The sequence below is a fragment of the Vibrio sp. Vb1337 genome (assembly GCF_033338715.1).
Taxonomy (GTDB): domain Bacteria; phylum Pseudomonadota; class Gammaproteobacteria; order Enterobacterales; family Vibrionaceae; genus Vibrio; species Vibrio alginolyticus.
This window is the reverse complement of the sequence record NZ_JAWOTD010000003.1, coordinates 26,349-48,614: the sequence shown is the minus strand read 5'-3', so window position 1 is coordinate 48,614 and position 22,266 is coordinate 26,349. Positions and strand designations below refer to the sequence as shown.

At 47.3% G+C, this 22,266-nt stretch carries 14 protein-coding genes; 6 read left to right on the top strand and 8 right to left on the bottom strand.

Annotation, left to right across the window (positions count from 1 at the left end):
- The first annotated feature begins 72 nt into the window (after nucleotides 1–72).
- From vmeP to R7E42_RS03945, 4 genes are all read left to right on the top strand, one after another.
- The gene (gene vmeP / locus R7E42_RS03960; RefSeq protein WP_318072371.1) at nucleotides 73–1,215 is read left to right on the top strand and encodes an efflux RND transporter periplasmic adaptor subunit VmeP; all 1,143 of its coding nucleotides are present in this window, start codon (nucleotides 73–75) and stop codon (nucleotides 1,213–1,215) included.
- Between the two features lie 10 nt (nucleotides 1,216–1,225).
- Nucleotides 1,226–4,366: an efflux RND transporter permease subunit VmeQ gene (vmeQ, locus tag R7E42_RS03955; RefSeq protein WP_318072370.1), complete on the top strand. Its 3,141-nt coding sequence runs from the start codon at nucleotides 1,226–1,228 to the stop codon at nucleotides 4,364–4,366.
- 116 nt (nucleotides 4,367–4,482) lie between these two features.
- Nucleotides 4,483–5,568 carry an OmpP1/FadL family transporter gene (locus R7E42_RS03950; RefSeq protein ID WP_065275413.1) on the top strand — a complete coding sequence of 362 codons (1,086 nt, stop codon included), beginning with the start codon at nucleotides 4,483–4,485 and terminating at the stop codon, nucleotides 5,566–5,568.
- Nucleotides 5,569–5,744: 176 nt separating this feature from the next.
- Nucleotides 5,745–6,542 carry a hypothetical protein gene (locus R7E42_RS03945; RefSeq protein WP_005385112.1) on the top strand — a complete coding sequence of 266 codons (798 nt, stop codon included), beginning with the start codon at nucleotides 5,745–5,747 and terminating at the stop codon, nucleotides 6,540–6,542.
- Between the two features lie 47 nt (nucleotides 6,543–6,589).
- Here R7E42_RS03945 and speG read toward each other — a convergent pair whose 3' ends face one another.
- Nucleotides 6,590–7,129: a spermidine N1-acetyltransferase gene (speG, locus tag R7E42_RS03940; protein ID WP_005375417.1), complete on the bottom strand. Its 540-nt coding sequence runs from the start codon at nucleotides 7,127–7,129 to the stop codon at nucleotides 6,590–6,592.
- A gap of 246 nt (nucleotides 7,130–7,375) precedes the next feature.
- Here speG and R7E42_RS03935 point away from each other — a divergent pair, with 246 nt between their 5' ends.
- A complete protein-coding gene (locus tag R7E42_RS03935) occupies nucleotides 7,376–7,528 on the top strand; it encodes a hypothetical protein (RefSeq protein WP_005375418.1) in 153 nt (50 codons plus the stop codon).
- Between the two features lie 112 nt (nucleotides 7,529–7,640).
- Here R7E42_RS03935 and R7E42_RS03930 read toward each other — a convergent pair whose 3' ends face one another.
- The 7 genes from R7E42_RS03930 to R7E42_RS03900 all read right to left on the bottom strand — a co-directional run bounded on the left by R7E42_RS03930 (nucleotide 7,641) and on the right by R7E42_RS03900 (nucleotide 17,642).
- The gene (locus R7E42_RS03930) at nucleotides 7,641–8,690 is read right to left on the bottom strand and encodes a sensor domain-containing diguanylate cyclase (RefSeq protein ID WP_025768490.1); all 1,050 of its coding nucleotides are present in this window, start codon (nucleotides 8,688–8,690) and stop codon (nucleotides 7,641–7,643) included.
- Nucleotides 8,691–8,972: 282 nt separating this feature from the next.
- The gene (locus tag R7E42_RS03925) at nucleotides 8,973–9,824 is read right to left on the bottom strand and encodes a carbenicillin-hydrolyzing class A beta-lactamase CARB-42 (protein ID WP_005375420.1); all 852 of its coding nucleotides are present in this window, start codon (nucleotides 9,822–9,824) and stop codon (nucleotides 8,973–8,975) included.
- Between the two features lie 324 nt (nucleotides 9,825–10,148).
- The gene (gene copI / locus R7E42_RS03920) at nucleotides 10,149–10,715 is read right to left on the bottom strand and encodes a copper-resistant cuproprotein CopI (RefSeq protein WP_318072369.1); all 567 of its coding nucleotides are present in this window, start codon (nucleotides 10,713–10,715) and stop codon (nucleotides 10,149–10,151) included.
- 76 nt (nucleotides 10,716–10,791) lie between these two features.
- A complete protein-coding gene (locus tag R7E42_RS03915) occupies nucleotides 10,792–13,962 on the bottom strand; it encodes an efflux RND transporter permease subunit (RefSeq protein ID WP_318072368.1) in 3,171 nt (1,056 codons plus the stop codon).
- Nucleotides 13,963–13,964: 2 nt separating this feature from the next.
- The gene (locus R7E42_RS03910; RefSeq protein WP_318072367.1) at nucleotides 13,965–15,683 is read right to left on the bottom strand and encodes an efflux RND transporter periplasmic adaptor subunit; all 1,719 of its coding nucleotides are present in this window, start codon (nucleotides 15,681–15,683) and stop codon (nucleotides 13,965–13,967) included.
- Nucleotides 15,684–15,695: 12 nt separating this feature from the next.
- Entirely contained in the window at nucleotides 15,696–17,084 is a 1,389-nt protein-coding gene (locus R7E42_RS03905; RefSeq protein ID WP_318072366.1) for a TolC family protein, read from the bottom strand.
- A 135-nt stretch (nucleotides 17,085–17,219) separates the two neighbouring features.
- Nucleotides 17,220–17,642, bottom strand: coding sequence for a hypothetical protein (locus R7E42_RS03900; protein WP_318072365.1), 423 nt, complete (start codon nucleotides 17,640–17,642; stop codon nucleotides 17,220–17,222).
- A gap of 315 nt (nucleotides 17,643–17,957) precedes the next feature.
- Here R7E42_RS03900 and fdhF point away from each other — a divergent pair, with 315 nt between their 5' ends.
- Complete coding sequence (gene fdhF / locus R7E42_RS03895; RefSeq protein WP_318072364.1) at nucleotides 17,958–22,196, top strand: formate dehydrogenase subunit alpha; 4,239 nt, start codon at nucleotides 17,958–17,960, stop codon at nucleotides 22,194–22,196.
- The last annotated feature ends 70 nt before the right edge of the window (nucleotides 22,197–22,266 follow it).

Genomic DNA, 22,266 nt, shown 5'->3' with positions numbered 1-22,266 from the left:
GAATAGAAAGTGTGTTTATCCATATATTTAAATATTTAGGCTAGGGCACTTTCTAAATAAAGTAGGTTTATCATGAAAGCCAAATATAAATTTGCGTTGGTATCTATTGCTATATCTTCTGCATTACTAACAGGATGCAAAACTGGCGATATCGCAACGAAAACTGCCCAAGCACCCTCTGTTGAAACCGTTACCCTAACCGAAACAAAAATCACTCCTTATCATACTTTTATCGGTCGAACTGAAGCGGTAAATGACGTTGATATTATGCCGCGAGTCGGTGGAGAATTAACCGCGATTTATTTTAAAGATGGCGATATGGTCGAAAAAGGCCAATTGTTGTTTGAAATCGACGACCGTCCTTACAAAGCGGCACTGGCGTATGCAAAAGCGTCGTTGCAAAAAGCAAAAGCGCAACTCGTTCAAACTACGCGTGATGCAGAACGTGTGAAGAAACTCATCAAAGATAAAAGCATCAGTGAGCAGCAATACGATGACGCCATTGCTGCGCACGCCGCAGCGATTGCTTCGGTAGAAGAGGCGAAGGCGACGCTGGTTTCAGCAAGGCTCGATCTTGAATTTAGCTCTGTGCGTGCTCCTTTCTCTGGTCGCGTGGGTTTCAGCAACTTCCGAGTGGGTGACCGTATTTCGAAAATTCAACTCGTTCCTCTTGTTTCGATCACTCAAGTAGACCCAATTCGCTTTGGCTTTGATGTGGATGAGAAGCTCTACCGCCGCGTAAGAAGTGCGATTGATGTGGCTCATCGTAACGATGACAAACTGGATGTTGATTTAACACTGACGCTTTCAGACGGTTCATTGTATCCGCTTGATGGCAAGATCTACGCCGTTGGTAATAAGATCGATTTAGAAACAGGCTCAATTCGAGCAGAAGCACAATTCGATAATCCAACTTACGCGCTTATGCCGGGTGAATATGGCAACTTGACCATCAAGCTGCGCAACAAAACCATTGATGGTTTGCTTATCCTATCGGCGGCTGTTCAACAAGACCAAGCGGGTGACTACGTCATGGTGGTTGGTGATGATCACGTGGTGTCTCGTCGTAACGTTGAACTCGGTCAGACCTACGGTGTGAAACGTGCTGTGCTGACTGGTTTGGCGGCTAACGAAAAAGTCATCGTCAATGGTCTACAAAAAGTGCGTCCGGGTGCAACGGTGAAAGACGTTGAGCTACAGAGTGAACAAGGCTGAGTGAGTACTGATGTTAAGTAAATTTTTCATTCACCGGCCGAAGTTTGCTTTGGTGATCTCACTGGCGATGACATTGATGGGTATGCTCGCCCTGAAAGTCTTGCCAATTTCTGAGTATCCTCAAATCTCTCCAGCGGTAATTACGGTGAGCACCATGTATCCGGGTGCAAACGCGGACGTGGTTAAAAAGACCGTAGCACAACCGATAGAAGCCAAAGTCAACGGCGTTGAAGACATGATTTACATGTCTTCTGTGATTGGTAACGATGGCTCATACACATTGCGTATTTACTTCCGAGTGGGCGCAGATGGCGATATGGCGCAGGTTCGTGTGAACAACTTGGTGGCACAGGCGACGTCGTCTCTACCACAAGAAGTAAACCAAATCGGTGTGACGGTTAAGAAGAAATCTTCCGACATGCTGGGCGTTATCACACTGCGTTCTCCGAAACAGTCTCACGACAGTATCTACCTTTCTAACTACGCGGATCTCAATATTGTCGAGCGTCTAAAGCGTATCGAAGGTATGAGTGACATTACGCTTCTGGGTAAGAAAGACTACTCAATGCGAATTTGGTTGAACCCAAATAAACTGGCTACCTTGAAGCTTTCTGCTAGCGATGTTATTGGCGCAATTAAAACGCAAAACATCCAAGTGGCGGCGGGTAAGATCGGTGGTATGCCAGCTCCAGGTGATCAGCAATATCAATATGTTTTGCAAACCAAAGGTCGACTCACTTCTGCGGAAGAGTTCGAGAACATCATCATTCGTGCGAGCAAGAAAGGTTCTTTGATTCGCTTGAAAGATGTGGCTCGTGTGGAAGTTGGCGCACAAGGTTACGAAGCTGATGGTCGTATGAATAACGAACCAGCCGCCGTTCTGGCCTTGTACCAGTTACCGACCGCGAACGCGCTAGACGTGATGGAACGCGTGAAAGAGGCAATGAAAGAGTACGAAAAATCGTTTCCTGATGATTTGGTCTATGACATCGCTTATGACTCTACTGAATACGTAGAGACGTCGATTGATGAAGTTTACGAGACGCTGGTGATTGCGGTACTTCTTGTCACCTTCGTTGTGTACGTTTTCTTGCAGAACTGGCGAGCGACCATCATTCCAACCTTAGCGATTCCGGTTTCCATTATTGCGACGTTCGCAATCATGGGCGTGATGGGCATGACCATTAACACGATCTCGTTGTTTGGCTTGATCCTCGCCATCGGTATCGTGGTGGACGATGCGATCATCGTGGTAGAGAACGTGGAGCGGGTTATCCATGAAGAGCATTTAGACCCGATTCCGGCCACGATCCAAGCTATGAAAGAAGTGACGGGGCCAGTATTGGCAACAACGCTTATTTTGTTGGCGGTATTCGTACCGGTTGCGCTATTGCCGGGTATTTCCGGTCGAATGTTCAACCAGTTCGCGGTCACCATCTGTGTGTCGGTGTTGATCTCTGCGATCAACGCGTTAACGTTAACGCCAGCGCTTTGTGCGTTGATGTTGAAATCTACTCACTCGCAACCTATTGCGCCTTTGCGTGCGTTTAATCGAGGTTTTGAAGCAATAACGCGCAAATACCAAGGTTTAGTTGGCTTTTTGAGCCGTCGTATTATGCTGAGTATCGGTGTGTATGGGGCGCTTATTGCGGTGCTGGCATTTGCGTTCATGACCGTACCTTCCTCTTTCGTACCAAACGAAGATAAAGGCGTGTTCATGGTCGAAATGCGTTTGCCAGACGCAGCAGCATTGCAGCGTACTGCACCATTAATGAAGAAGTACGTTGATGAGCTAAAACAGATGGAAGGTGTGGAGAACGTGGTTTCGGTTGCGGGCTTCTCGGTAATTAACATGGCGTCGATTCCAAACTCGGGCATGTTGATCATCAAACTGGATAACTGGAGCAAACGTAAAGACCCTGAACTACACCAACGCGCATTGATGAATAAAGTTAACCAAATGCTGAACTCAACGCCAGATGCCGCTTCGTTCGTTTTCGCGACGCCGGCAATCAAAGGTATGGGTGCGGTGGATGGTTTCAACCTTGTTCTGCAAGACAACTTGGGCCGTTCTCCACAAGAGTTGGCAAAAACAACCGCTGATTTTGTTGCCCAAATCAACCAATTGCCTGAAGTGGCACGTGCGTTCTCGATTTTCCGTGCGAATATTCCGCAACGTTACATCGATATTGATCGCGATAAAGCGATTTCGATGGGCGTACCGTTGAATGAAATCTTCAGCACACTGCAAGCACAGTTGGGCGGCGCCTACATTTCTGACTTCAACTTGTTTGGTCGTTCGTACCAAGTGAAAGTGCAAGCAGAAGAGCAATACCGTGACAACATCGACGACATCAACCATCTGTTTGTTCGCTCAAGCTCTGGAAAAATGGTGTCACTGGCAACGCTAGTGAAAGTGAAGCCGATCTTCGGCCCTGATACTTTGTCGAACTACAACATGTTCAGTTCTGCAACCGTGAACGGTGCGCCAGCGCCAGGCTACAGCTCGGGTGATGTTGTAAAAGCCATTGAAAAACTGGCTGCAGAATCTTTGCCAAGTGGTTACTCGTACGAGTGGTCAGGCATGACTTACCAAGAGATGAAAGCAGGCAACATGGCACCAATCGCGTTCGCATTGTCTTTGCTGTTCACCTACTTGTTCTTGGTAGCTCAGTACGAAAGTTGGACCATTCCTGCTGCGGTAATGATGGCGGTTCCAGTCGCGATTCTCGGCGCAATGGGAACGCTACTGCTGGTAGGACAACCGTTCGATTTGTACGTTCAGATTGGTGTGGTCATCTTGATCGGTATGTCCGCCAAAGTGGCGATTCTTATCGTGGAATTTGCCAAAGTTCTGCGAGAAGAAAAGAGCTTATCCATCATTGATGCTGCCAAAGAAGCTGCTCGAATCCGTTTCCGTGCAGTACAGATGACCGCATTCGCTTTCATCTGGGGGGCATTCCCGTTGGTGATTGCATCGGGTGCCGGTGCGGCATCTCGTCACTCACTGGGCTTTGCAGTATTCGGCGGCATGATTCTCTCTACGTTTGTAGGCACGTTACTGACGCCAGTGTTCTTCGTGATGATGCAATCCCTGCGCGAGAAGTTTAAGCGAAAGAAACCCACTGAACTTGAGGTGAGCGAGCAATAACGCTGATTTCAACTGACTCCACAACACCCCCACGCTGTGTGCGATTGGCCAATGCCTTTCATTGATATACAACCACCGTCGCAGCGTGGGTTCCCCTAACAATAATAGGTTTTAACATGAAAAATCTTTCAAAAATCGTCGTAGCGAGTTCTCTACTGACTTGTGCTGCTGCGCAAGCGGGTGGGTTATACCTTTACGAAACAACAGCATCGGATATTGGTTTGGCATCCGCTGGTATGGCGGCTCGTGCGCAAGATGCCTCAGTAATGGCAGCAAACCCGGCTGGTCTGGCGAATGTTTCTGGTAAATCTTTCTCTGGTAACCTGATTGGCCTTTACGGTGACGCGCAACTAGACACGATGACTGGCGATGCGGGCAACGTGATTGGTTTTGTTCCTATGGCGTCGGCATTTTACAGCCAACAAGTGAACGACAAATGGACGCTGGGTATTGGTCTGTATGGCAACTACGGTCTTGGCCTCGAGTACGAAGGTCTTTTGGGTGATCATTTAGATATTCCTACAGCAACGACGCAAGCCTTGACCATTCAACCTTCCGCTTCTTACCGCATCAATGATCACTGGTCTGTGGGTGCGGCGCTTGGCATTCAGTACGGTATGTATGAAGTGGAAACGAAGGGAGCCTTGAACTTCAATGACGAAGACCAAGATACTCAGCTCAACGGCCGAGTAGGTGTGCTTTATGAAGCAACACCAGGCACGCGTCTTGGTCTGTCTTACTCTTCTGAAACCGAATTTGAATTCGACAATAGTAACTCCATTGCTCCGCAACAACTGATCTTCAGTGCTTACCACGAAGTGAATGATGACCTAGCGGTGATGTGGAACGTGAACTGGCAAGACTGGAGCGAATACACAACCACGCTGAACGTAGAGACACAAGACACTTACCAAATCGCATTGGGTACTCAGTACAAACTGAATGAAAAAATGATGTGGAATGCAGGTTTTGCATTCGATACCAGCATGTATGAAAGCCAATCAAACGGTGACATTACCGTTCCTACTGGCAAGGCGTACCGCATTGGTACAGGCATTGATTACAAATTGGATTCAGAAAACTCAATTGGTTTCGCGTTTGAAGCGATCTTGATGGAATCGTCAGAAACGCCACGCTTCCAAGCGGGCTTTGATGAGCCTGCACTGTACTTCATGAGCATGAGCTACAACTGGAAAAACTAATCATTCCTAATCGCTAAAACGCCTTCCTTACAGGCCATTCTAACCTAACTACCTGCACTGGATGCTGTCACGCCATCTAAGGTAGTTAGGGCGCTTTTGTCACATCCAGTGAGTGATGATTCAAAAAATATCTGCGCAGCTAAGTGCGGGTATTCAACATCTCAAAGGACTAAAAAATGAAAAACAAACTAGCGTTAGTGTGTACGACTTTGTTGGTCAGTACGCTGGCTCATGGTGCCGAGCATCGAGTAAAAGACAATAAAAACAAGTTGGCGGATGACCCAACAAAAGTCATCACGAAATTTGGCGCGTCTTACGCAAACAACTACGATTTTGATGATCAAAACATCTCATTTTCGGGCTCACTTGCGCTTGACCAAGCGCGCAAAATTAACCTGCGTATCAATGATGATGCGAGCGAGTGGCGTATTGGTGGCTCGTGGCTGTTTCCGGTCGGTATCGTGAACTTCAACTTCGGTAAAAATGAATACGTAAACGGCGCGGATCAAACCAACTACAGCGTTGGTACCTTTATGCCGCTAAGTTATTTCGGGATTGAGCCAGCAGGCTTCCAAATTTTCCCAATGGCAGGCTATACGTACAACACTGGTGATGTTCCTGTTTGTGACGGTGCAGAAAGTAGTCTCTGTAGCGAGCCTAACTTTACGGGTACGCCAAGTGCAGAGAATGGCTTCAATATGATGAGCTCTTCAGGCAGTAGCGGTTACGTTGGTGCATTTGCGCTGAAATCGTTTACCAAAGAGCTGACGTTAATCAGCTTCGCAGCAGGCACTTACGGCTCAGAAAACAGTGAAGGAGAGAACTACAAAGGCTTCTTTGGTGGTATCGGCCTTGGTTACCTCGTGAGCAAACGCCACTCTTTTAACGTAATGACGTTTGTCATGGACAACAACACCTATTTGGATGAAGCAGACAAGCGCATCGTATTATCATATCAATATCAATTTGAATAAATAAAAACGCAGCCCAAATAGCTGCGTTTTTACTTTGATAGAATGAACTAGTGAATTGAGTTGTTTTCTTCGATCTTTTTCTGGTACTGGTGTTTTAATATATACATGCGCTTAACATCGCTGTAAGCGCCGTTAATAAAGTATTCTTCTACAAGGTGACCTTCTTCAATAAAGCCGCATTTTTTGTATAAGTGAATAGCGACTTCGTTATCCACTGCGACTAATAAGTAGATTTTACGTAGATTAAGAATTGAGAATGAGTAATCTAACGCACGATTAATCATCTCTGTCGCATAACCTCGGCCTTGATGCTCTGGGGCGATGATTATCTGAAATTCCGCGCTGCGGTGAATGTAGTTAATCTCGATCAGCTCAACTAAGCCAATTACGATGCCGTCTTCATCTTCGACGACAAAACGCCTTTCAGCGTCATCATGTATATGTTTTCGATAAAGTTCTTCGAGCTCGTCATAAGACTCGTAAGGTTCTTCGAACCAGTAGGCCATGATATTTCGGTTGTTATTCAGTTCATGAATAAAGCGCAAATCAGAACGCTCTAATGCACGCATTTTTAGGCCTTTCTTCATCATTTTTCTCCAATGAGGGCGGAGAATACCTCCGCACTTGATGCTAGAAAATATTACCGTATTTCACAAGAATCGCGCATCTTTTTTTGGAAAATATCCTGTGATTTTCAATGTGGAAACTTAGAGTTCACGACAAATATAAATTAATCTTTACGATAAAAAACTCGATTAGGTGCTTTGCCTAATATCGTATTAAATACCGCGCAACGACTTAGTGTCTTAATCTAAACAAACAAGGTATTCAATATGTTTTCAATCGGTGACGTAGTAGTAGCGACTAAAGGTATCGATCTTGGCGAAATGGTTGTTACAGGTTTAAGCAGTGGCGGTTTTTACACACATGTAAAAGCAGGCGAAAAAACACTAACTTACCCAGCTAAAGATCTTAAGAAAGCATAATTAAATTTGCTCATTCTTATTTTTAACTGGCTTAAAGTTCGTACTAGTTATTTTAAGCGGGTTAGAATCGATAAAAGGTAGCGCAATGAGTCGCTACCTTTTTTTATTTTTTCTACCTTTCTTCACCAATATGAAACTCAACGCGATTTCTTCCGGTTTCCTTTGCCTTGTAAAGTGCTAAGTCTGCGCGTTTAACAAGTGGTTCAAATGAGTCGTCGAGACGACAGACTTGAGTTACCCCAATACTCGCGGTGAAGCTCATATCACAACCTGAATGTTGAACGGTCGTCGTTTCTAGTGCATTACGAATTGTTTCTAATGTGTCTAGAGCTTGCTGTGATGAGCGACTTCTTAATACGATGGCAAACTCTTCACCGCCAACTCTGGCAAGTAAGTCACAATCAAGTAGATGACTTTTAATAATATTGACTGCATGGATCAGTGATTTATCGCCTGCGTCATGACCAAATCGGTCATTGAGGCTTTTAAAATTGTCGAGATCTAAAATCGCAACATGGAAGTCAATGCCCTGGGTTCGGTATTCATTTAGGCGGCTTTCGATTTGTCGCATGAACTCTCTGCGGTTTGGAATACCTGTTAGATCATCCGTCGTGGCGAGGTGCTCCATTTTCATAATCTGTATATGAAGAGCAATGTTTAAAGCAATCCAATTAGCGATGCACTGAAGCTGTGCCGCTTGTTCGTTTGTGTAAATGTGCGTTTGATGATGCGCAACATTAAGCGTTCCTAGGCAGACTTTACCGTGCATTAAAGGCGCGTCCATACACGTACCCATACCATTGGATGCGAGCATCACACAATCAATCTCATCAGATTGTGTAACATCATCGCAGATCATCAGTTGTTGTTTTTTGAACACTCGGCCAACAAACGCTTGATGAATGGGCACTAAAAATTCAGCGGGAATCGCTTTACTACCAGAGAAAGAGTAGACCTTTAGATGATCATTGTTTTCATAAAGTGTGATACTCGCACGGTCAGAATTAAATATACGATTTATCCATTCTGCCACCGTATCAAGTACTTGCTGTAGTGTTTCCGATTGAGCTAAAAAGTGAACAAACCCTATCGGCATACATATCGGACTTTCCATGTTTTGCATCGATAAGTCATCAGGGTTAAAAGTTCTTTCAAGTCTCAATAGACATCTCCTTGGCAATGTTGCAAATACCAACAATAAATTACGTGAAGCTATTTTGTAGAAAATGTGCTTCTTGGTAAGAGTATGGTTCAATTATCGCCGTTTGTGTGCGTTTGGTTGCTTAATGTGGGCGTTAACTCACCCTAAATAAGTAAATCTTATACCTATTTATAAGTAAGTCATTACTCAATAAGTGGTGTTTTTAAGATGGAAGTACAGAATGAGCCCTTCTGGAAGAGAAGGGCTAGAAAAGGATACAAATAGGGTCAGGTGAGTGGTGACTTAATTGTCTTTGTACTTTTGTAAAATCAACTGACTTATCTGCGCAACGAGTTGGTCCCTAGCTTGAAGTGAGAGCTCGGTTTCTGTGACATAAATACTAATGTAAACAGGTCGATGATTTTCCTTCCATATAATCGCGTTAATGCCACGCGAACCATGACCTCCCGCACCAGAACGGTCTGCAATAGACCAACCTGTTGGTAATACAGAACGCATTAACGAGTCTGAAACTTTGTTGTCCTGCATCCAGATTTTTAATTGTACACGAGACTCATAAGACAACGTTTCGCCTTCGACCAAAGTTCGAAGAGTGTTTAGTATGGCGTTAGGTGTGGTTGTGTCGCGGCTGTCGCCTGGTGTGGCTTCGTTCAAGCGAGGTTCTATTCTGTCTAGGCGCGTTGCTTTATCTCCAATTGTTCGCAGAAACATTGTTACGGCCTTAGGGCCGCCAATTTCATTTAATACTAAGTTGGCTGCGGTATTATCACTCATTAACATAGCGGCTTCACACGCGTGCTCTATGCGTGTGTTTTGGCCTGCGAGCTTATCCATCACTGGAGACCATACAACGATACTGCGCTCATCGACTTTTGCGGTCGCATTTTTACTTAGCTTACCGCTGTCCATATCACTTAGCATTTTGGCACAAGCTAGGGTTTTGAATGTGCTCATGAGTGGGAAGCGTTCATCGCCACGGTAATCCCAACGCTCGTCTGCTTGGGTATCCCAAACTGACACCCCAATTCTGCTTGAGGTTTGTTGCTCGAGGAGAGAAATGTCCTCATTCAATTGGGACGCGTAACTTAGGGTTGAGCAAACCATTAGCCCAGCCAACAAAAATAACTTTTTCATGGATCGTGTTCTTCAATTTTAGTTTTAGTTCGCACGGTAGCGATGTCACGTAAACTATAACGAGCCAATACTCTAAACACTGTTAAATCTATGTCTATTTTATGTAGGATTCTTTGCAATACGCTTAAACGGTCTCAATATGGGGAGAAGAGTGTTGCTATCAAGGCCTGTAGTTTGGCTTATATATTACGTCGGTGATTCGGTCACAAAAATATCTTAGCGAGAGACACTGGCTCAGAATTTCTTATCATGAGCTAACGAATAGTTTGATCCAGAAATAAAAGGAGCTGAATCATCAGCTCCTTTGTCTATTTGGATAATTACTTACAGTTCAATCTTTTTAACCATGCCCGATTCTGCATGGCCCGGAATGTTGCACGCGAACTCAACCTTGTTGTCAGCGTGGAAGTGCCACAGTAATTGCTTCGCTTTACCTGGTTCTACCGTAACTGCGTTGCCTGAGTCATGCATGTGATCGCCGCTCATCGTCTTCATCATTTCGCGATGTTCTAGCTGCTCTTTAGCCGAACCGATTGTGAACTCGTGGTTGATCTTACCGGTGTTCATCACGACAAATTGCACCACATCGTTTGGTTCAATCTTTACGTCTTTCTTGAACTTGATGGTCATGTCATCACCCAAGATAACGTGTACCACCTTGTCTGGTTTTGCGCCTTTTGCTGGCATACCTACTGCCGACATGCCCGGCATATCCATCATGTTTGAATGGTCCATTTTACTGTGGTCCATCTTCATGCTGCCGTGGTCCATATTTTCATGCTTCATATTGCCATGATCCATGTTCGCGTGGTCCATGTTTGAATGATCCATTTGGGCAAACGCAGTCGTTGTTGTTAGGGCTAGAGCAAGAGTGATTAGTGTCTTTTTCATTTTTATATCCTTGTTTTAATTCATTAATAACTTGGTTGCTTCCCCCCAAACGAATTGATTGAGGGGAAGGTAGGGATTAAGCCTTGTTGCCAGTTTGCGTGCTTGTTTGGCTCGGAGTTGAGTTGTTTGGGCGCAACTCGCGTTGTTTCCACAGCTTGAAGATGGCAGGAAGCACCAACAGCGTCAGTAGCAGTGCTGATGCCATACCACCAATCATTGGCGCAGCGATACGTTGCATTACTTCTGATCCTGTACCTTCGCCGTACATGATCGGAATCAGACCAATAATGACCGTAAGTACCGTCATCATTACTGGACGAACACGCAGGCCTGCACCTTCACGAATGGCATCGGTTAGGTCTTTCGCCTCAAGCTTCTGTTGGCTCTCTTCCGCATCGAGTTTTTTGTAGTGCCATGCTTGGTTGAGGTAGACGAGCATGATGACCCCAATTTCAACCGCGACGCCTGCTAGGGCAATAAAGCCGACCCCAACGGCAATCGAGAAGTTGTAGTTGAGGATATGCATGAGCCATAAACCACCGACCATAGCGAGCGGTAGGGTAAGCATGATGATCATTACTTCGCCGACACGACGGAAGCTGAAGTAAAGCAGCAGCATAATGATGGCGATGGTGATTGGTACCACGACACTCAAGCGGTCTTTCGCACGCTCCATGTATTCGTATTGACCAGACCAAGCCAGCGAGTAACCCGCAGGAAGCTCCAACTGATCGGCCACGACTTGCTGTGCTTCCACGACGTAAGAGCCAAGGTCACGGCCATCGATGTCGACAAACACCCAGCCGTTTGGACGTGCGTTTTCCGTCTTGATCATTGGAGGACCGTCTTCGTAACGAATATCCGCTACATCAGCCAGCGCAATACGAGCGCCATTTGGTGTCACTAACGGTAGGTTTTGCAGTTTAACCACTGAATCACGGTAGTCTTGTGGGTAACGAACGTTGATTGGGTAACGCTCCAAGCCTTCGATGGTTTCACCTACATTCATGCCGCCCACCGCGGTCGAGATCACCTGCTGAACGTCTTTGATGCTCAAGCCGTAACGCGCCGCTGCACGACGTTTAATGTCGATCGTGACATAACGACCACCTGCGACACGTTCTGCGTAAACCGATGCTGTACCTTGTACGCCATTAAGAATTGGCTCCAGCTGGGAACCGATCTTCTCAATCACTTTCAGGTCGGGACCCGCGATTTTAATGCCGATAGGGGTTTTGATGCCCGTTGCCAGCATGTCGATACGCGTTTTGATCGGCATTACCCAAGCATTAGTAAGACCAGGGAACTGAACCAGTTTGTCGAACTCTTTGCGTAGTGACTCGGTTGTTACGCCTTCACGCCATTGGTCGCGTGGCTTCAACTGAATCACGGTTTCGATCATGGTGAGTGGTGCTGGATCGGTTGCGGTCTCAGCTCGGCCAATCTTGCCCCATACGGTTTTCACTTCTGGAACGGTTTTGATCAGCTTGTTGGTCTGTTGTAGAAGCTCGCGCGCCTTACCAATTGAGATACCCGGATAGGTCGTTGGCATGTACATCAAGTCGCCTTCATCCAGCGGAGGGATGAACTCGCTACCCAGTTTACTGGTTGGGTAGTAAGCCGATGCCATTAGACCTAATGCGATAACAATCATGGTCTTAGGGTATTTTAAGCTGGTGTTCAACAGCGGGCGGTACAACGCGACCAAGCCGCGGTTAACCGGGTTTTTGTGTTCCGGTAACACCTTACCGCGAATGAAGTAGCCCATAAGTACAGGCACGAGCGTGATTGCCAAACCTGCTGCCGCTGCCATGGCGTAAGTCTTAGTGAAAGCAAGCGGCGAGAACATCTTGCCTTCTTGGCCTTCTAAGGCGAACACCGGTACGAAGCTAAGTGTAATGATCAGCAACGAGAAGAACAGCGGAGCGCCGACCTCTTCTGCGGCTTTACCTATTACTTGCCAGCGGTTTTTGTCGGTCAGTGGTGTTCGTTCAATGTGCTTGTGAACGTTTTCAATCATCACGATTGCACCATCCACCATGGCACCGATAGCAATCGCAATACCACCCAAAGACATGATGTTGGCGTTGATGCCTTGCCAATGCATTACGATAAACGCACTAAGAATACCGACCGGTAGGCTCAGAGCGATAACCAATGAAGAACGAATGTGGAACAGGAACAACGCACACACAATCGCAACGACGATGAACTCTTCTGCAAGCTTCTTCCAGAGGTTTTCTACCGCTGAATCGATAAGGGTAGAGCGGTCGTAGGTTGCAACAATTTCCACGCCTTCTGGCAGGCTGCGTTGTAGGTCTGCGAGTTTGTCTTTGACTTTCGCAATCACTTCACTGGCGTTTTCACCAAAGCGCATCACGATAACGCCACCGACCGCTTCACCTTCGCCATTCAGCTCTGAGATACCACGGCGCATTTGTGGACCAAGGTTAATGTCTGCGATGTCTCCTAATAGCAACGGCGTGCCTTTCTCAGTGACTTTGAGAGGCAGTGATTTAATGTCTTCAATGCTGGTTAGGTAGCCCGTGGTACGAACCATGTGCTCGGCTTCGGCCACTTCGATAACGGACGCGCCAGTTTCTTGGTTGCCGTTTTGGATTGCCATGTTCACTTGTTGCAGAGTGAGGTTGTAAGCACGCAGCTTGGCAGGGTCAATCTGCACTTGATACTGCTTCACCATACCGCCCACGGTCGCGACTTCAGAAACGCCATCAACGGTTTGCAATTCGTACTTCAAGAACCAGTCTTGCAGGCTGCGAAGATCGGCCAAATCATGCTTGCCGGTTTTGTCTTGTAATACGTAGCTGTAAACCCAGCCCACACCCGTTGCATCAGGACCTAGGGTTGGTTTTGCGTTCGGTGGCAGCTTTGGTGCTACTTGGCTTAAGTACTCCAACACGCGTGAACGTGCCCAGTACATGTCGGTATCATCGTTGAAAATGATATAAACGTAAGAGTCACCAAAGAAGGAGTAGCCACGAACCGTCTCAGCACCCGGCACGGCAAGCATGGCGGTGGTGAGTGGGTAAGTAACTTGATCCTCGACGACTTGAGGAGCTTGACCCGGATAGCTTGTCTTGATGATCACTTGCACATCAGAAAGATCCGGAATCGCATCAACAGGCGTATTCTTTACACTGTAAAGTCCGCCTAATATAAGGGCTAAGGTCGCGACCAACACTAGGAATCGGTTGCTCAGTGACCAACGAATAATTGCATTGATCATAATTAACCCTCGACGGCTGTTGTTGCAGGAACTAGCTGTTTAAGAACGTAGTCAGATCCTTGTTTTTCAACTAGAAACCGAACTTTCTGTCCTTCTTCAAAAACCGATAGATCAACGTCTTCACCCACAGAGAAGTTCATCTCGCCCGCATCCCAGTTCCATTCTGCAACCGGTAGGTGGTTTAAGGTAATCATGCCAAAATCAGCCATCAGCATTGTGATGTCACCAGTCAGCCAAACTTCAGCTGCAATGACGCTGTTGTCTGCCTTATAGTCGATGATTTGGTACTGACCGGACTCTGTCTTTTGCATTTCAAATTCGATAGCCTGACCTTTTTTCAAGTCACCCATCTCAACGCTATCTGCGAAAGTGAAGTTCATTACCATGCCCGGCCAATCCCATTCTGGTACAGGTTGGTGGTTGATGGTCAGCATGCGGTGATCTTTCATCACATCCGTGATCTCACCTTTGGCCCATGCCGTTTCTGCTGCCGCTTCTACACCATTGATGCGAGACAGATCCGCCGACTGGCTTGATTCAGAATCGAGCATGAAGTGAGATGAAGTAACGATCTTGTCGCCCTGTTTAAGTCCTTGTAATACTTCGATTTGTTCGCCAGCTTCACGGCCAACTTCAATTCGAGCAGAACGGTATTTGCCATCACCTTCCGCCAGAACAACGCGAGTCATACCGCCAGAGCGGATAACAGATGATTTAGGAATCGTTAATACTGCGTCGTCAGTGACAGGCTGCAGGGCAATATTGGCGAACATGTTTGGCTTCAATGCGCCATCTGGATTAGGGAATTTAAGGCGCACACGCAACGTACGTGTTTTCGGATCGAGGATTGGGTACACGTAGTCTACGACCCCTTGCCATTCATTGCCCGGAATCGCGTCAAGGGTCATCGTGGCTTGAGAACCCGCTTTCATCCAGTGTGCTTGACGCTCAAAGACTTCTGCATCAACCCAAACATTGTCCAAAGGACCTGCACTGATCACCGCTTGAGCAGGGGACAAATAGCCACCTTCACGCACGTTTAAGCTCGCGATAACGCCATCAGCAGGCGCTTTGATTTCAATGGTTTGCGATGCTTTACCACTACGAGTAATGGATTTGATTTGAGCACGGTCAACCCCAAGCGTTACCAAGCGTTCGGTCGCGCCTTTTACAAGACCTTTGCGGCCTGTGCGGTACGCATTCAGCAATTCTTCTTGTGCTTTAACCAGTTCGGGAGAGTAGAGCGTGAAAAGCACATCGCCTTTCTTCACTTTCTCACCCACGGCATTGATGTAGAGTTTTTCTACCCAACCCGCCACACGAACGTTGGTTTGCCATAACAGACTTTCATCAAAGGCAATATAGCCAACCGTTTCGATGCGTGGTGATAGCTGTTGTAGTGTTGCGTTTGCGGTTTTAACCCCGAGGTTGTTCTCTACTGAAGGGTCAATAGTCACTGTACCCGGTGCGTCTTGTTCACCGGATAGGTCTTCTGCGTAAACCGGAATCAAATCCATGCCCATTGGGGACTTACCCGGCTTGTCGCGTTTGTAGTTCGGATCCATTGGGGCAACCCAGTAAAGCGGATCATTAGAGCTTGCAGCAGACTCGCCACCCATCGCACTCATGTCATGAGTTGAGCCCGTAAGAAAATGATTAGCACCAAACCCTAAAGCACCACCAACAATCAGCGCGATGGTTGCAACTTGTAATGTTTTCATTGTTTTACCTTATTATTTTTTAAATTCAGACAGTTCTGGTTGCTCGACTTGATAGTCGAAACCACCGAGTAGGGTGGCTAAATTGCTGTTTGCGATGTTGAGATCGGTCAGCAGACGTTGTTGCTCCAATTGCAGAGCCAACTCGTCAGTCGTGGCAGAAATCACATCGTTAAACTGCGCTGTGTTGTTTTGATAACCCCGCTCAACGGCTTGAATGCGCGCTTTCGCTTGAGGCAATAAGGTGGATTGATAACGTTCTAAGCGTTGGGTTAAGTTGCCGCGATCAACCAGCAAAGTGTTCACCTTGGCATTCATCTGCGTTAGTAAGGTGTCCTTTTGTGATTGTGCCGCGCCAACTTGGTATTGAGCGGCAGCAAGATTGCGATCTTGGCGGTCACCCGTAAACAGCGGAATGTCCATGGTGAGGTAAGCGCTGACCAAATCTGATGCTGGCTCACCCATCATGTTGTCGGCTTGGCGGTAGGCGTACATTACTTCGACGCCAAATTGTGGGGTGTAGGCTTGCTCAGCAATTTCCACCTGAGTTTTATTGGCAGAGATGCTGACGTCGGCCATCTTAACCATCGGGTGTTGGCTGAGTTGCTGATAATGTTTGGTGGAACCCTGACTCACAGCAAGTTTGCTGTTCAGTGTGTCCCAGTTCAATTGATTGCTCGCGTGCAGAGCCTGTTCGTTTGCTAACCAATCTGACCCCAACCATTCGGAGAGTTGAGAGATAAGACGACGTTGCATTTGTGCATTGGCTTGCAGTTTCTCATCCAACTTGCTGACTTGTAATTGAGCGTTGAGTAGGTCTTGCGCTTCACTCTTACCAATCGAATAGTTGGTTTGAATAAAGCTTTCCATCTCCTTCATCAACTTGCGGTTCTCAAGCATGATTTGCTCCGCGCGTTGCTGGTAACCAAGCTCTAACCACAGTTGAGTCATGCTGTTAGCCACCTCAAGTTCACGAGCGTGAACTTGAAGTCCAAGGCCGTCGGCTTGTTGATTGGCTTTCTTCTGCTGTAAATCAAGCGTAGAGCCACGCTCAAACTGTTGCATTAAACCAACGGAGATGTTGGTCATTGGGTCTTCATCGAATTTGAAGCTGTCGACAGGCAAGCCACCAAAACCCACTTTTAGTTTTGGGTCCATCAAGGTCGCACTCGCGACGCCCGTTTCACGCATGGCAGCAGATTGCGCTGAGTATTGCTTACGATTGCCATCGTTACTCAAAGCGACGTTGATCAGTTGGGCAAGCTTGGTCGTTGAAGCTCGCTCACTTGATGCGGAATTTTGCGCTGCGTGCGTCTCTTTAACTGCGGCGTTAACCAAGGTTGGCGCAGCGACCAGAGCCACCATAAAAATAGGTGCAGCTAAGCGGTATGGTTTGATATCCATAATCTAAATCCAGTGTTCGCCGGATCGATGGAGGTGCGGATTTTATTGCGGGAACAGTAAAGCCTTGTTACCTCATCGTTCAGGCGCATTAAAACAACCTGCGATACACGTGCAGGGTCGAATGCTAGGACGGATTTAGGCTATAGGAGGTCGGTACAGGTCGCGGCTGACGTGTACGACTGGGGAAGCAACTTCAGGAGTAATAGTTGCGCGATAGACGACGGGCATCGGGCTATTGACAGGATTCGGTAGGGGGACGAAAACTATCGTACACGCGGCAGTACAGCAGGTATGAACCATGCCGGAGCCTCCACCACAGTTCATGCTGGTTTCTCTTGCATCGCCATCTTCGGACATAGAACCGTCAGTCATGGAGACGTCCATCATGCCAGGCATACCGCAGTGTTCGCTGTCACTCATCATAGAAGGATGGTGAGCCATGCCAGTAGACATCATTTGAATATTCATCAACGGCTCACTGTTCGCCACACTAGATACCAATAGCACTAGCGTCGTGAAAAGAGTTAACCAGATTGTATGCAGCGATTTTAAGTGCATACCCTTTCCCATGTGTTTGATGAAAATGATGAAAACCCTTCGATTCTAAAGGTTAACCTAAGGGTAAGGTCAATCATTTATTACTCTTATTATCAAAATAGTCCAACCCTTCAGTTTGCGCACTTTCGAGGGAGTAAAACGTTTGTTAAACACCGAGTGTTGAAAGTTAGCGAAAGAAGCCCTCGCTTTTTATGACACGTGAAAAATGTGGTTTATAAGTTTTACATCACACTAACTTGTCTTACAAATGATTATCCTTATAGAATGCATGGTTTTACTTGTGCAGATTTGGATTTGCTTTGCTGCGGGGGTTGCATGATAGAAATTGTCATCGATGGAAAATATAGAATTGTAGAAGAGGGTCTAACCCTTTTAGAAGCAGCAAAAGTGTGTGGGGTCGAGATCCCATCGCTGTGCGGAATGAACAAAAGTAATGAAAAAGTACCGTGTGACTTGTGTGTGGTTGAAGTCGAAAGCGGCGGTACTAAGCGTGCGTGTGAACTCGAAGTTTACCGCGGCCTTAATGTGGTCACGCAATCAGAACAATTAAGCGAGCACCGCAGAAAAGCACTCAACCGCATCATGACGGACCATTACGCCGATTGTGAAGCGCCATGTAAAACCGCGTGTCCTGCGGGCGTTGATATCCAATCGTACCTTTATCACATCGCACAGAACGATCATCAAAAAGCGATTGAAGTGATTAAGCGTACGCTTCCTATGCCGTTATCGATTGGCCGCGTATGCCCGGCATTTTGTGAGAGCGAATGTCGCCGTTCGTTAGTCGATGAGCCTATTGCAATTCGTCAGCTTAAACGTCATGCCGCGGATGCGGATTTGTCTGCGCATGAAGCCTACGTACCAGAAAAGAAACCAAGCAAAGGTTTGAACATTGCCGTCGTCGGCAGTGGTCCTGGTGGTCTGACAGCTGGCTACTACCTATCGAACGAAGGCTACGACGTTACGGTCTTTGAATCCATGCCAAAAGCGGGTGGTTGGTTGCGTTATGGCATTCCAGAATACCGTTTACCAAAAGACATTCTCGATAAAGAAATCGAACTGATGTGCCGCAATGGCATGCAAGTTCACACCAATCAAAAGCTGGGTGTGGATTTCACGCTTTCTCAATTGAGTGAAGAATACGACGCAGTGTGTTTGGCTGTTGGCGCGTCTCAAGCGGTTGAAATGCATTACACAGGCAGCGACCTTGAAGGTTGCTACTTAGGCGTTGATTACCTTAAAGATTACGTTACTGAGCAAAACTATGTAACGGGTCATAAAGTCGCGGTGATCGGTGGTGGTAACACAGCAATTGACTGTGCTCGTACTGCGCGTCGTGCTGGTGCAGACACCACGTTGATTTATCGTCGTACCCGTGACGAAATGCCGGCAGAAGACTACGAGATTGTCGAAGCGGAACACGAAGGGGTGAAATTCCACTTCTTAACCAACCCGGCAGAAAACCTTGCCGATGAAACCGGACGCGTGAATGCGATTCGTCTAGAACGCATGGCGTTGGGTGAGCCGGATGCATCTGGTCGTCGAAGCCCTAAACCAACCGGCGAGTTCTTCACCGAAGAGTTCGACACCGTGATTGCGGCAGTATCGCAAAAGCCAGATCTGAGCTTCCTCGAAGGCGAAGATTTGTCGATTCCACTTACGCGTTGGAACACCTCCGATGCAGATGAAAAGACCATGCACACCGGCACGGGTAACATCTTCAGTATTGGTGATTTCCGCCGTGGTCCAGCAACGGCAGTTGAAGCGGTGGGTGATGGCCGCGTGGCGGCAAAAGCCATTGATCTGTTTTTGAATGGTGATATGGCGGATATGCCAAAGGCAGCGTTCAACTCGCGTAAAGAGAAGAAGCTCTCTCAAGTCGATCCGCTTCACTTCGAGAACATCCAGAAAGTCGCTCGCTCTATCATGCCTGAGCTGACTCCAGCACAACGCGAGCAAAGCTTCGCTGAAGTGGAGTTGGGTTTTGATAACGAAGAAGCAATGAAAGAAGCAGCACGCTGTTTAGAATGTGGCTGTCAGGCAAATACCGATTGTTCGCTGCGTGATTACTCCACCGAATATGAGGCTGAGCAAAGCTTTGACTTCTCCTTGCAGATTAAATCGCATCAAGATTGGTTAGCTCTTCGTGCGAAAGACTTACGTCATAAGTACGAAGTTGACCGCAGCTCTGAGTTTATTGAGTTTGATGCTAACCGCTGTATTAGCTGTGGTCAGTGCATCCAAGCGTGTCGCGACAAAGCCGTGCACGGTGTACTGAACTTTGTGTGCGATAAACAAGGTCGTCCGGCATTACGTCCTGACGATCGTCCGCACTTTGGAAGTAACAAGAATGGCTTAACCCTAATGGGTGATTCGAACTGCGTGCAATGTGGCGCGTGCGTTCAAGTGTGTCCAACGGGCGCAATGGTCGATAGTCGTGACCGTTCGCAAGGCCGTACTGAAGATCTGAAAGCGGTCGACACCATTTGTACATACTGTGGTGTGGGCTGTAAGTTGACCATGTTCGTGGACGAAGCAACCAATACGATTCGTTACGTGAAAGGCGGTGATTCGCCGGTTAACCAAGGCATGCTGTGTGTGAAAGGGCGCTTTGGTTTTGACTTCATTGGCAGTGAAGAGCGTCTTACCACGCCATTGATCCGTAAAGATGGTTGGTTGCAGCCTGCAAGCTGGGAAGAGGCGATTCAACTGATTGCGAGCAAGTTCTCTGGCATCAAGCAAGATTTTGGCAGCAACGCATTGGCGGGTTTCTCTTCAGCGAAAACCACTAACGAAGACAACTACGCGTTCCAAAAATTTGTCCGTCGTGAACTGGGCACTAACAACGTCGACCATTGTGCGCGTTTGTGCCACGCATCGAGTGTAACCGGTCTTGAAGCGTCACTGGGTAGTGGTGCAATGACCAACGACATCCCAAGTATTAAGCACTCGGATGTGATCTTTATTATTGGTTCGGATACCACATCAGCACACCCGATCATCGCTTCACACATTAAACAAGCAATTCGTCACCACGGCGCTCGTTTGATTGTGGCTGACCCGAAACGTGTCGATATGGCAGAGCATGCTGAGCTGTATATGGCGCACCGTCCGGGTACGGATGTGATGCTCCTAAACGGTGTCATGCAGCAGATCATCAAGAACGGTTGGTACGATCAAGAGTACATCGAAGAACGTGTTGACGGCTTTGATACCTTACTGCAAGAAGTGATGTCGCCAGCTTATAACCTCGATAAAGTGGAGTTGGTTACGGGCGTAAAAGCCGAAGACATTCAAGCAATGGCGCGCATGATCGGTACAGCAGATCGTACGGCTGTTTACTACTCGATGGGTATTACTCAGCATACGACAGGTCATGACAACGTCCGTTCTATCGCTAACCTGCAATTGCTGTGTGGCAACATCGGTATTGAAGGTGGTGGTATCAACCCGTTGCGTGGTCAATCAAACGTGCAAGGCGCGTGTGATATGGGCGCTTTGCCAAACAGTTTCCCGGGCTACCAAAAGGTATACAACCCAATTGTGCGTCAGAAATTCGCGATTGAATGGAATGCACCAAATCTGCCTTCTGAGCAAGGTCTAACCCTGACAGAAATCATTGATGCGGCTTGCCATCGTGACGTTCGGGGTATGTACATCATGGGTGAGAACCCAGTGTTGAGTGACCCGAACCAAGCGCATGTGATTGAAGGTTTAGAAGCACTCGACTTCTTGGTGGTTCAAGACATCTTCCTAACGGAGACTGCACAATACGCGGATGTGGTGCTGCCTTCTTGCTCGTTTGCAGAGAAAGCGGGTCACTTCACCAATACGGAGCGTCGTGTTCAGCGTGTGAATCCGGTCGTAACGGCGCCGGGTGAAGCGAAAGAAGATTGGTGGATTATCCAAGAAATCGCCAATGCCATGGGTAGTGATTGGGATTACCACTGCGTGTCTGATATCACCAATGAAATCGCACGTGTGACACCTCAATACGCGGGTCTTCGTTGGGATGCCATTACGCCAAACGGAGTGCAATGGCCGAGTAACAAGAACAACCCAGCAGGTACTCGCATCATGCACCAAACTCAGTTTACTCGTGGTAAAGGGCAAATGGTGGGCGTACCGTTCCGTTATGCGGCTGAGCTGCCAGATGAAGAGTACCCACTTGTGTTAACGACGGGTCGCGTACTTGAGCAGTTCCACACTGGCACCATGACGCGTAAGACCAAAGGGTTGGATAACCTTGCTGGCCCTCGCGCGATGGTGAGCGTGGAAGACGCAGAAGCACTTGGCATCAGTAATGGTCAGCGTCTGACAGTGTCTACACGTCGTGGCAGCATTGAGATTGATGCCTTTGTGACTAAGCGTATTCAAAAAGGTGTGGTGTTCATTCCATTCCACTTTGTTGAGTCGCCGGTTAACCGTTTAACGACAACGGCTACTGACCCGCATGCGAAGATCCCTGAGTTCAAGGTCGCTGCGGTTAAAGTGGAAGTGAGCGAAAAAGCGCAGCTCACAGAGCCAGCAACGGAAGCGGTTCATTCCATTTAAGCCAATCTGTTTAGATACAGTTCAGCAGCGCACTGGCGAGTTGGGCAATTACATATAAGCTTATGATATG

What these genes read in the sequence shown, in the direction of transcription:
- fdhF (WP_318072364.1), top strand. Translation starts at nt 17,958, where the DNA reads ATGATAGAAATTGTCATCGATGGAAAATATAGAATTGTAGAAGAGGGT.
- R7E42_RS03915 (WP_318072368.1), bottom strand. Translation starts at nt 13,962, where the DNA reads ATGATCAATGCAATTATTCGTTGGTCACTGAGCAACCGATTCCTAGTG.
- R7E42_RS03935 (WP_005375418.1), top strand. Translation starts at nt 7,376, where the DNA reads ATGTTTTCAATCGGTGACGTAGTAGTAGCGACTAAAGGTATCGATCTT.
- R7E42_RS03910 (WP_318072367.1), bottom strand. Translation starts at nt 15,683, where the DNA reads ATGAAAACATTACAAGTTGCAACCATCGCGCTGATTGTTGGTGGTGCT.
- R7E42_RS03945 (WP_005385112.1), top strand. Translation starts at nt 5,745, where the DNA reads ATGAAAAACAAACTAGCGTTAGTGTGTACGACTTTGTTGGTCAGTACG.
- R7E42_RS03925 (WP_005375420.1), bottom strand. Translation starts at nt 9,824, where the DNA reads ATGAAAAAGTTATTTTTGTTGGCTGGGCTAATGGTTTGCTCAACCCTA.
- R7E42_RS03900 (WP_318072365.1), bottom strand. Translation starts at nt 17,642, where the DNA reads ATGCACTTAAAATCGCTGCATACAATCTGGTTAACTCTTTTCACGACG.
- R7E42_RS03950 (WP_065275413.1), top strand. Translation starts at nt 4,483, where the DNA reads ATGAAAAATCTTTCAAAAATCGTCGTAGCGAGTTCTCTACTGACTTGT.
- vmeQ (WP_318072370.1), top strand. Translation starts at nt 1,226, where the DNA reads ATGTTAAGTAAATTTTTCATTCACCGGCCGAAGTTTGCTTTGGTGATC.
- R7E42_RS03905 (WP_318072366.1), bottom strand. Translation starts at nt 17,084, where the DNA reads ATGGATATCAAACCATACCGCTTAGCTGCACCTATTTTTATGGTGGCT.
- speG (WP_005375417.1), bottom strand. Translation starts at nt 7,129, where the DNA reads ATGAAGAAAGGCCTAAAAATGCGTGCATTAGAGCGTTCTGATTTGCGC.
- copI (WP_318072369.1), bottom strand. Translation starts at nt 10,715, where the DNA reads ATGAAAAAGACACTAATCACTCTTGCTCTAGCCCTAACAACAACGACT.
- vmeP (WP_318072371.1), top strand. Translation starts at nt 73, where the DNA reads ATGAAAGCCAAATATAAATTTGCGTTGGTATCTATTGCTATATCTTCT.